This is a genomic window from Erwinia sp., from assembly GCF_049696395.1.
GTDB lineage: Bacteria > Pseudomonadota > Gammaproteobacteria > Enterobacterales > Enterobacteriaceae > Erwinia.
In genome coordinates this window covers 22,044-34,306 of sequence record NZ_JBAVTT010000131.1, presented here as the reverse complement: position 1 = coordinate 34,306, position 12,263 = coordinate 22,044, and the positions used below count along the sequence as shown (strand labels likewise).

Genomic DNA, 12,263 nt, shown 5'->3' with positions numbered 1-12,263 from the left:
GCTAAAAGATTGAAACAGTCAAAAGCTTGCAAGCACAGGGGATTCGGCTTCATTCTGCGGGATGCATATTCTTTTCACTCTGAACACAAGGCACGGCGGTCATGAAAAAAATTGGATTTCTGTCATTTGGGCACTGGACTCCGTCACCGCAATCGGCGACGCAATCGGCAGCCGATGCGCTGTTGCAATCCATCGATCTGGCAGTCGCAGCAGAAGAATTAGGGGCAGATGGGGCTTATTTCCGCGTGCACCATTTTGCTCGTCAGCTCAGCGCGCCGTTCCCTTTGCTGGCCGCAGTCGGTGCCAAAACCAAACGCATTGAGATTGGCACCGGCGTGATTGACATGCGCTACGAAAACCCACTCTATATGGCCGAAGATGCCGGTGTGGCGGATTTGATCAGCGGCGGCAGGTTGCAGCTTGGCATCAGCCGGGGTTCGCCTGAGCAGGTTATCGAAGGCTGGCGGCATTTTGGCTATGCGCCACAGGAAGGAGAAAGCGATGCGGATATGGGTCGTCGACACACGGAACAATTGCTTGAGGTGCTGAGCGGCGAAGGGTTTGCTAAACCAAATCCGCAACCTATGTTCCCAAATCCTCCCGGCCTGTTAAGGCTTGAACCTTTCTCCGAAGGTCTGCGTGAACGTATCTGGTGGGGGTCCGGTTCCAACGCAACCTCTGTCTGGGCGGCGAAATTGGGCATGAACCTGCAAAGCTCAACGCTGAAAGACGATGAAACTGGCGAACCCTTCCATATCCAGCAGGCGAAACAGATCCGCGCTTACCGCGCAGCCTGGCAGGAAGCAGGGCATACGCGTACCCCACGCGTTTCCGTCAGCCGCAGCATCTTTGCCTTAATGAATGCGACCGATCGTGCCTATTTTGGCGCCAGCCGCGAAGGCGGGGATCAGATCGGTTATCTGGATGAGAAAACACGCGCCATCTTTGGCCGGAGTTATTCTGCGGAACCGGAAGCGTTGATTGCGCAGTTAGCGAAAGATGAAGCCATTGCAGAAGCAGATACGCTGCTGTTGACCATTCCGAACCAATTGGGGGTGGATTACTGTGCTCATGTAATGGAAGCGATCCTGAAACATGTCGCACCAGCTTTGGGCTGGCGCGACTAGTTTCGATCAAACCTGATAACGGGTGTGTGCTGGAGGTTTGCGCCTCCAGCCAGCGTTGCAGGGAGGGGATCCCGGTAGCTGAATTATCCGTTAGTTGAGGACTCTGTGGTCTCGACTGGCGTGGTAGTTGAGTTGCCCGTGCTTTGGGTGGTCTCGGTAGTAGTGGTGGCAGGCTGCGTTGCCTCAGTACCGGTACTCTTACTGGTTTCAGTGGTGGTCGTAGCAGGTTTCGCTGAAGTATCAGCAGCGCTCTGAGTCGTCGTTGTGCTAGTTGCAGCAGGCTGGCTGGTCGTAGCCGCATTTTGAGTCGTCGTTGTGCTGGTTGTAGCTGCATTTTCAGTCGTCGTTGTAGACGTGGCAGCCGGTTGTGCTGTCGTTGCCTCTGCGCTTTGCGTTGTTGTCGCAGCCGGAGTAGCCGCGGTGCTCTGAGCCGCGTCCGTTCCAGTCGACGTCGCCGCTGGTTGCGCCGCTGCTGCCGCAGTCGGTGGTGTAGCCGCTACCGTTGGGATGGTTGCCGACGTTGCCGTTGAAGCATTCTGATCGGCCTGATCTGCAGCAGCATCTTTGGCCGGTTCCGGTGCAGCTACTGGCTTAGGTGGCAGCTTGGTCACACCTTCAGTGGCAAACACGGGTTTATCACGGGTGACCGAATAAGCCAGCTGCGTCACTTCACCCGGTTTAGTCGTGACGTCTACAGACTGGATGGTCACACGGCCTAAGCCAAGCAGCGTCTGGGCGTAGCCCCCCACCTTGTGTTTACCTGCTGGAATATGCAGCTCGGTATTTTTACCGGCCACCAGTGGGCCCGCATCGTTACCATCCACGGTCAGAAAAATGGCGGAACCATCATCGGCACGGGTAACAACATGCGAAACATTGATCTGCGTTGGGCCATTGAAGAAGTCTTCAGGCGCACCGGCTGTCTGTTGTTTGGCGCAACCGGTGAGCGTTATGGCGGCCGTTACTGCGGCCAGGGTGAAACGATAAGACATTATACCTCGCTATCCTGTGTTGCTTTGAGACGACCATTTTAACGCTACTGGCCTGAGGAATACAGCCGCGTAGCGTTAGGGTTCGTCTCAAAAATCATCAGCAAGTATGTCAGGAGGACGATCCTTGCCTGGAGTGCGAACAGTTGGCGATTATCGGTAAAAACAGACCAGTAAGCGTACGTAAGGTTTCAGTTAGCTTGTTAGCGTGGATTTCTCTCTTAAAATAATGAAGGCGGCGTCAGAAATTTTTCTCGATGAGTCCTCTCAACCCCCCGTTAAATCTCATCTTTTAGTAAATTCCCTCAAAAACAATTTGGTTTAGATCCACTTTTCGATAAATAACTTTTCCTGCTAAGAATTATGGGCTACTGTTAAATATGTTAAGAATTAGTAATTAATATTTTTGGATGTGTAATTCCATCAAAAACAGATATTTAGCGTGCTTTGGGGTTCGTAATGAATAAAGTCTACCGGTTGGTCTGGAGCTGTGCCGCGTCTTGCTATATCCCTGTTTCCGAAAATTCCTCCGCTAAGGGGAAAAAATCCTCTTCAGCCACCTCATTATTACTCACTGCGCTGATCGTGGGAGGAGCGGGTTTTTCCGATCAGGCTTTTGCAGTAGATGTGGACTGGAGTTCCTCGGCTCATCCTTCCTATCTCTTCCCGGAAGACCAGGGAATTGATTACGACACCGTGATTAACACCGGGTTTGCCTTCACCCTGGATAACCAGAGCGCGACTAACCATTATCCTGCGGGAACCGTGCTGAATATTTTGGGCGCCATTCCGACAATTGGCGTTGGTAGCACGGGGAGCAGCACTTCAGTGGCCGTGTTACAGGCGTTACCGGGCACGACGGGTAGCGATCCGAATCGTATCACGGTGATTACTGCCACCGATTCTTCTGGTACTCAGATACCGATCACCGCCGCTAACATCGATCAGTTCACCTATTCACCCAATCCGGCCAACCCGCAGCAAAACCAGGAGTTGAATGTTGAAATTCCGGGCCTGGAGGGCAGTAAACAGGTCATCAGCATTTATGACTCCGGCACCTTTGCTTCAGCGGATGATACGGCAGTCAGCGCACTGTTACTGCCGGTCTATGACCCTGACTCTATGCGCATCTTTAACGGATTCGGCATTGCTTCTGTCAGTGAAGTAGGTGGAACGGCCAATATTAATATTGGCGCCGATACGGCTGGCAGCACGCCAATTGCTGCCCCGACTAACAGGCTGGACCTGCTGGCCAAAAATTCCGTGCTGGCCAAAGCCGATGGCAGCAGTACGGCCCCCAGCGCGGTAAACTGGCAGTCAGATAACTACATCCATTTCCTACCCGCGCCAGTTCTCTCTAACGATACGCAAAACGTCACTGCACAAAGTGCGCAATATAATTACACCCTTACGCTGCCTAATTACGTCCAGGTCGGCGAACGTGTCACACAGTTCGGTAGTAAAACTTTCACTATCACGTCTTCTGAAGATATTGCTGACGTCAATGACTACCTGACGGGCCAGGGCCAATATGCAGGCGATTCGCAAATCCAGTACTGGCTGACGGCGGGGGCGACGGTAAATGGCGAAACCATCGACTCAGCGGTGGAAGCGCAGAATACCTACAACGCCATCATTACGGGTTTGCTGGCCAAGGAAGACCAGACCACCATCAACCTGACTTACCACGTCTGGGATGACAAAGGCAGCCACACCAATAATGCCACCTTGCCAGTCGGCGATTTGAACGTGATTTATGCCACCGGAGCGAATGCCACAGGCACGGTCACCTCAACGGGCAGTCTTGCTGTGGATGGGGCGTCAGCCGTGATGCGGGCGGATCAAGGGGCGATCATCACCAACAATGGAGCCATTAATGCCTGGCGCAGCAGCAAAAGCAGCCCGGCGACCGTGGGGATGCTCGCTACCAATGCCACCGCCATCAACAACGGCACCCTGAATGCTGGCTTATTTATCGAGAAAGATGGCACCAATCAGGATGTCAACAACGCGGGCAGTGTGGCGATGTCCGGTCTGGGTGCCAGCACCTTAACCAATAACGGGCAGATTAACGCCGCGCTGACTGATACCACCACGGCCAATGCCGTTGGTATTCGCGCATCAGGAACAACCGTAGCTACCAATACCGCAGGTGGCACCATTGCCCTTACCGGCAATGCAAACAATATTGGGGGGCGTGCCACAGGATATGGTGTGTATGCCGATCAAGCGGCGACATTCACCAACAATGGCACCATCTATCTGGGCGTTGAGCCGATCCTCACTAACGGGGCGGCACCTGTAGATGTGGATATGACGGGGGGCGGCAGTCTTGCCGCCGGGATCTACAGCCAAAGCAGCGGGAATATCGTCAATAATGGCTTGATCCGTTTGGGTGAAAACACCCGCAATTCGGCAGGCATTTTTTCGGACGGTGGCACTGGTGACGTGACCAATACCGGCAATATTCAGGTATTGGGTCAATTAACCAACGATGCCGCGGCCACAAACTACGGCTTATATATTACCGATAACACCGGCACTGTAGTGAATAGTGGGGATATTCTGGTAGATGGCGATAATAATATGGCCATCTATGTACAGGCCCGCGCAGCTAATGCAACTGTGTCCTCTACTCAAAGCAGCGAAATAACCGTCGGCAGCGCCGGAGATACCGGCGGCACGGACAACGACCCTTTCACCTATCGAAATTACGCAGTCTATGCCGAAGGCCTGAACACGCATCAGGCGGTGGTCAACCTCTCTTCAACGATCAGGCTACTCTCAGCGGGGGCCATTGGGGTACATGCGCGTGGCAATGCAATTATCAATGTTGACAATCAGTCCAGTCTTTCGCTGGAAAACAGTCAGCAGATTGGTTATTACGCCTATGGTAGTGCGGCCAAAATTAACGTGGCAAATGCTTCTGTCAACGATAACGGGCAGACGAGCTCGGTGCTGTTTGCCGTGGATGATGGCGCCACCTTTAACGGCGATAACGGCAGCGGCACACCTTATCAGTTAACGCTGACCGGTACGGACTCAACCGGGGTGTTTGCCAACGGGTTTGATGACAAAAATAACAGCGACGCCAGTGACGATGTGCTGACCACATTGAACACCGGTCCGGCAATTATTAACGTCAACGCTGAAGGTGCTGTTGGCGTAAAAGTGACTGGCGGCGCAAAAGGCACGATCAATGACGGCGGCATCATCCTTAATCACGATGACACGACAGCGGTGTTGATTGATGGCCGCAATTACAATATTGACGGCAAAAAAGGGACCGATGAATTCGCCACCAATGTGACCTCTAACGCTGCCACGACAAGTGGTGTCGGGCAGAGTGGCATCGTTGGGTATGACGTCTCACACCTCGGTAACCTGTTGCTACAGGGCACTTCAGGGATCCAGCTGAACGGCAGTAACAGCAAAGGGATCTGGCTGCATGATAACGGCAGTGCCACGGTTAATGCACCGGTCCAGGTGCTTGGCACCGGCGGAAATAATATCGGTGTGGATATCCAGAATGCGGGCGTGCTGACCAATAACAGTACCATTACCGTTGGTGGCGGCGCTGGGAACGTGGGTATTCGTGTACAGGGCGCAGGCGCTGTAGTGCAGAAGCTGGGCTCGGTTACCGCAAATGGCGGTCTGGCAGCCGTGCAATTACTTGGCTCAGGCGCTTCTCTGACCATCAACGGAACCGGGAATACCATCAACGCTTCTGGCGGGGCTGACGGCGTTTTGATGGACACCGGTTCCTCATCGTTTACCGCCAATAACAGCATTATTGGGATCTCAGGAACGGGTGCGGGGATCAACAACAAATCCAATACCGGCAATATCAACCTCAACAACGTTACTATCAATGCTGCTGATGGTCCGGCTATCCGAACGGCGGTGACCTTCAATGCCGAGGGGACTAACAATATCCTGAATGTCAGCGGCAGTGGTCAGGGATTTGCTTTTGAAGAGGCGGGCGGTGCGGCGACCACCGGCGATCTGTCTATTGGTACGGGGTACACCATCAATGGCTCGGGTGCTGACAGCACCGGGATCCTGGCGAATACCGATGGGAATGTCATCTCCGGAGCCAATATCACCATGGGCGGCAGCGCTGGTGCGGCTATCGATGCCACCAACGCCAACAGCCTGACCAACAATGGCACGATTGTGACCAGCAGCAATACGGGCAGCACCATTCTGGCTGCCAATACCACGCAATTCGTCAATAACGGGAGCATCACTGCCAGCGGAACCAGCAACAGCAACAGCATGATTGTGCTGAACGGCACGGCGACTAACCGGACAATCACCAACAGCGGCAGCCTGACCAACGCCAGCACAGACCTGAATGCGAAGGTGATTGATGCTTCAGGCAGTGCAAACACTACCGTGACCAACAGTGGCACCTTGCTGGCGGCTACCAACACATTACTGGCGGTATTGACTGGCAGCGGCAATGACTCCGTTTCGCTTACCGGTGGCAACACACGCGGTGAAATCAACCTCGGCAGTGGCAACGATCAATTCAGCTGGACCAGCGGCCTGCTGGCGGGCGGCGTCACCTTTAGCGGTACTGATGGCAACGACAGCGCGACAATTGGTGATGTTTCTCTGACTAATACAGCCCATATTCTCAGTGAAGGTGGAACGGGCAGCACGCTGACCTTTAGTGGCACCCATCAGGGCAGTAACCCGGCATTAGTGGGATCTTTCGCCGCAGACGATCAGGCCAAAGGCACTAATATCGGCAGCGGTTGGAGTACCTTAACCCTGAACGGCGCGGCTACAGACGTGCGTCTGGTTGATGACCTGACACTGTCCGGCACGCCGCAAATCAATGTAGAGGGTGGCGCAACGCTGCGTAGCGGTGACAGTGTCACTGATAACACCGAGGCCACGCTGCATAATTACGCCATCTTCACCGATGGCGCTGACAGTCTGGTGTCGTTTGATGGCGGCAATGAACAGAATTACAGCGGGGTGATTTCGGGTACTGGCGGCATGGAAAGAATCGGTGCCGGTAAAACCAATCTGCTCGCCGACAATACCTACACCGGCAATACGCTGATTGGCAGTGGTTCTGAACTCTCTCTCGGCAACGGGGGCACCACAGGAACCCTGTCTGAAGCGACCAACATCACTGATAATGGCATCCTGACCGTTAACCGGTCTGACGACGTCACGCTGAACGGCATTATTTCCGGCAGCGGCGCATTTCATCAGATTGGCGCTGGCATAACCCGGCTGGGCGGAAACAACAGCTATGCGGCTGAGACGTTGATTTCAAATGGCACCCTGTTGGTCAATGGCGATCAAAGTGCCGCCACAGGACTGACAACAGTAGGTGACAATACCACCTTAGGCGGTAACGGCACCCTGGGCGGATCGGTGGTGTTCGGTAACGACACTATCCTGAGGCCAGGCGATAACGGCAGAGGCACACTGACCATCAATGGCGACCTGACGCTGAATGACACCACCGACAACCAGTTTGAACTGGGGCAGTCCTATACCGCTGGCGGTGCTTTAAACGACTTTGTGAATGTGAAAGGGACGATGATCCTTGATGGCGTCCTGAACGTCACTCTGTCTCCGGGCGGCAGCTTCCTGCCGGGCGTTTATCGCCTGTTCAGCTATGCTGGGGCCACCATCAACAATACTGCGGCCAATCGGGGCCTGGAGATAGGCACCTTACCGGCTAATGACGGCGGCACCTCCAGTATTCAAACCAATATTGCCAACCAGGTTAACCTGATCCTCAACTACCTTAATCCGGCTTCAGCCCTGCAGTTCTGGGACGGCGGCAACACCGCTAACCACGGAGACGGCACCAACGGTAACAGCAGTGTCGATGGGGGCGCGGGCATCTGGCGGGCCAATGTCGCCGGGGTGACGAATGACTGGACTACTGCAGATGGCGTGGGCAACGCGCCCTGGTCACAGACAGCTTTTGCTATCTTCCAGGGAACCGCTGCCCCGGTGATAGTCAGTGATGTGAACGGCAGGGTGATTAACTCCGGGATGCAGTTCACCAGCGATGGTTATGTGGTGAGTCAACTGAATACGGACTCACAGCTGCATTACATCAGCACGGTGACCGATTCGTTCCCTCAAGCCGTCCCTGCTCCGACCAACACTTACACTGCTCAGGGCGAATCAGTTGCGGATACCTATTACATCATCCGAGTGGGTGATGGCGCCACGGGCAGTGATATCACCACCACGATGAATGCCGATCTGGTGCAGGATGAACTTGACGATAACCGCATCCGCTTGCTGAAAACCGATCCTGGCCGGTTGATCCTCAATGGGGATAACGACTTCTCGGCCGGTATTGAAGTCTGGCAAGGTACATTGCAGGCATCCCGCGATGCGAGCCTGGGGGCCAGCGGCACCTCTCTGACGCTGAAGAACGGTGCGGCGCTGCAAGCCGGAGCAGATTTCACCACTAACCGGCTGATCTTCCTCGATGCCACCGGCGGTGGAACACTGGACGTGTATGGTCACACCTTAACACCTGCCGGAGTGATAGCTGGCGGCGGCGCGTTGAATATTGAAGACACCTCGGCCGGGACGGATGAGGGCGTGCTGGAGCTAAACCAGCAAAACAGCTATTCAGGCGATACGACCATCGCAGGTAAAAATGGGACCGGACAGCTGACGGTGAATGCCAATACCACCGGCGTATTTGGGACGGCTTCCAGCGATATCGGTTTAACCGACCTCGCTCAGTTGAATTTTACGGGTGCAGCACAAGCAGAAAGTCATGCTTTCAGCGTGGATAACTCGACGCTGCAATTCAACGACACCAGCTCGGCTGCGCAAAGCAGCGTCGCTGTAACTGAAGGGGGTCAGCTTAATTTTACCGACCAGAGCTCGGGTGGAACCTCAACGATTACTGTTGATGCGACTTCAGGTCTGGCTTTTGCTGATACGGCCAATGCTGGCAGCGCCGTGGTGACGAACCTCGGCGACGTGACCTTCGCTGGCAATGCTCAGGCACAAAATGCCCGTGTTGATAATCAGTCAAACGGCCAGGTAGATATCAGCGCAGCGACCCAACCCACGTCTATCGGCTCACTTTCTGGTGCCGGGAATGTGGTATTGGGGGCTGGGACGCTGGTTGAAGGTAATCTGGGCCGAAACGATCTTATCTCCGGAGTGATCGGTGGCAGTGGCGGCAACCTGGTGAAAACAGGCAACGGGACGCTGACGCTGTCAGGCGATAACAGCTGGACAGGCACCACTCGTGTTCAGCAGGGAACCCTGTTAATCAATGGCGATCAATCCGCGGCAACAGGCGCTGTCACCGTCAATAATTTGGCCACGTTAGGAGGAGAAGGCACATCAGGTGGTAACGTTACGGTAGCGGATGGCGGACATCTTGCAGCCGGGCGCGATCTCAGCAGCGTGGGTGTGTTGACGGTAGGTGGGCTGACTCTGAATCAAAATGCTCAGGTCGATTTCCAGTTTGGTGAGGCGTATTCCCCTGGCGGCACGCTGAATGACCTGATCAACGTCAACGGTGATCTGAACCTGAATGGCAAACTGAATATTACGCAAACTGCGGGCGGCCAGTTCGATGTTGGCCTGTATCGTGTGTTTAATTACAGCGGAACGCTAACGGACAATCAGCTGGATATCGGCACGGCACCTGAAGCCGCCGCCGATCTCTATGTGCAGACCTCCATCGCCGGTCAGGTCAACCTGATCAACCATGCTGGCACGGTGATGAGGTTCTGGGATGGCTTCGGCGGAGCGAACAATACCGACAAAAATAACGGAGAGATCGACGGCGGAAGCGGGGTCTGGCAAAACAGCATCGGTAACGATAACTGGACCACCGACCAGACCACGCCAGACGGTCGCTTTAACACTCCGTTTAGCGATACCTCTTTCGCCATCTTTGGAGGGCAGGCCGGGACGGTTAGCGTGAATAACAGTCTCGGCGTTGTAGCGATCAGCGGCGCGCAGTTTGCCACAGATGGCTATGTCTTTAACAATGGCGTGATCACTACCAACACCGCCGACACCGTGCTCCGCGTGGGGGATGGCACCACACAGGGTGCAGACTATACCGCCACGATCAACTCCGTGCTGGCAGGATCGGGCGGGATCAGAAAAACCGACCTGGGTACGCTGGTCCTTAACGGCAACAACACCTATTCAGGCGGCACCACGGTGAGTGCTGGTGCGCTGCAAGTCGCTAAGGATGCCAGCATGGGGGCGGCAAACACCGCGCTAACCCTGGCCGGCGGGATATTGCGCTATGGCGCAGCCTTTAACTCCACCCGCGAAGTTAAGCTGGCTAACGGCGGCGGCACGGTCGATACCAACGGTTTTGACGTTTCGTTACTGAACAGCGTCACTGGCGCCGGGGATCTGACTAAAGCGGGTTCTGGCGTGCTGACGCTGACCAAAGACAGCGCCTTCCAGGGGATTACAGCCATCAACGCGGGGACGTTGCAACTGGGCGATGGCGGCACGGGCGGCAATGTCAGTGGCGACATTGAGAACAGGGCGATTCTGGCCTTCAACCGCTCAGATGAGATGGCGGTAAACGGGGACATCTCCGGCAGCGGCCAGGTCTGGCAGCGCGGAAGCGGGGTTACCACCTTAAACGGCAACAACAGCTGGAGTGGCATTACGCTGGTACAGAACGGCACGCTGCGTGCTGGCAGTGCTAACCGCTTCAGTTCAGCTTCGGACTACGTTGTCAGCCAGAACGGCACGCTGGACAGCGGCGGATTCAATCAAACTGTCGGCAACCTGGTTAACCAGGGCACGGTAAACCTGCAGGGTGGCGATGTGGGTTCAACGCTGACCGTAAACGGCGATTACGTTGGCATGAACGGCACGCTGAAAATCGCCGCTCAGCAGCACAGTCCTGGCGTGGCAGACCGGCTGGTGATTTCCGGTGGTACCGCCTCTGGCCTGACGTTGCTGAATATCGACGTCAGTCAGCTGGGTGAACCAACGGAGGGTGACGGCATCAAGGTGGTCGAGGCGCAAAATGGCGCAACTACCACCGCACAAACCACCAGAGATGCATTCACCATCGGCGCTGACAAACTGCTGGCTGGCGCATACCAGTACCAGCTGTTTGCCGGAAATGCGGCTGGCGCCGGGGAAGACTGGTTCCTGCGGGCGGGTTATCGTCCTGATGTGCCAGGTTTTAACAGCCTGGGCTCGATTATCCGTCAGGCAGATCTGACCGTGCTGGGCACCCTGCATCAGCGAGTGGGCGATGAGCAACCGTGGCAGGCTGCGGTGCCAGAAGATCAGGAAGGACGCTTCTGGGCTCGCTATATCTATAAAACCGTCAATCAGAAGATGAATGATGCGACCGGCACCACCAGTGATTCCAATTACAACGGGATGCAGATGGGACGCGACTTCTGGCAGAACGATCAATGGCGTGCGGGCATGTACGCCACCTTCCTGGACACTGACAGCTCGGTGTCTGGTAACACCGGTTTGGGCGGCGGCTCCGCCTATAACTCGACCTTCTCAAGCTATCTTGGCGGCTATGCGACCTGGACAGACGACACCGGCTTCTACGTGGATAACGTGCTGCAATATGGCCACCACGAAGTCGATCTGAAAAACAACGTCGATCGGATCTCCTATCACCCAGACGGCAACTCCTTTGTCGCCTCTGTTGAAGTGGGCAAACCGTGGAAACTGGGTGACAGCCGCTGGGCGCTTGAGCCTCAGGGTCAGCTGATTTATCAGTACAGCGATTTCCAGAACGTGACGCTGGATGGCGCAGCGAAAACCAACGTCAATGTGGAGGCTGATGCAGCCGTTATTGGTCGTCTGGGTGCCCGGTTAACGGCGGATTACGACACCGATTACGGCAAAGTGAAACCTTATGTCCGTGTGAACCTCTGGCAGGAACTGTCGGACGGCCAGGATACCGTGACCTATCGCAACACCAGCAACAATGCCGGGAAAACCAGCCTGAGCGCCGACCAGCGTTACAGCGCAACGGAAGCGGCGGTGGGAACAACCTGGGCGGTGAGTAATGAAGTGCAGGCTTACACCGAAGTGGGCAAAGTCTGGGACAATGGCGGAGACAGCAAAATGGCGGCGAATATCTCCGCTTCGGTCGGGCTTAAAATGCGTTTCTAGCGTT

The 12,263-nt window shown here is 55.2% G+C and carries 3 protein-coding genes; 2 read left to right on the top strand and 1 reads right to left on the bottom strand.

The window, feature by feature from the left end:
- Positions 1 to 101 precede the first annotated feature (101 nt).
- Entirely contained in the window at positions 102 to 1,127 is a 1,026-nt protein-coding gene (locus tag WCC56_RS16465) for an LLM class flavin-dependent oxidoreductase (protein ID WP_424693414.1), read from the top strand.
- A gap of 83 nt (positions 1,128 to 1,210) precedes the next feature.
- Here the strand turns inward: WCC56_RS16465 and WCC56_RS16460 are convergent, their stop codons facing one another.
- Positions 1,211 to 2,119 carry a hypothetical protein gene (locus WCC56_RS16460; RefSeq protein ID WP_424693413.1) on the bottom strand — a complete coding sequence of 303 codons (909 nt, stop codon included), beginning with the start codon at positions 2,117 to 2,119 and terminating at the stop codon, positions 1,211 to 1,213.
- Between the two features lie 456 nt (positions 2,120 to 2,575).
- Here WCC56_RS16460 and WCC56_RS16455 point away from each other — a divergent pair, with 456 nt between their 5' ends.
- Complete coding sequence (locus tag WCC56_RS16455; RefSeq protein ID WP_424693412.1) at positions 2,576 to 12,259, top strand: autotransporter-associated beta strand repeat-containing protein; 9,684 nt, start codon at positions 2,576 to 2,578, stop codon at positions 12,257 to 12,259.
- The last annotated feature ends 4 nt before the right edge of the window (positions 12,260 to 12,263 follow it).

Coding starts and splice junctions, on each gene's coding strand:
- WCC56_RS16465 (WP_424693414.1), top strand. CDS start 102: ATGAAAAAAATTGGATTTCTGTCATTTGGGCACTGGACTCCGTCACCG.
- WCC56_RS16460 (WP_424693413.1), bottom strand. CDS start 2,119: ATGTCTTATCGTTTCACCCTGGCCGCAGTAACGGCCGCCATAACGCTC.
- WCC56_RS16455 (WP_424693412.1), top strand. CDS start 2,576: ATGAATAAAGTCTACCGGTTGGTCTGGAGCTGTGCCGCGTCTTGCTAT.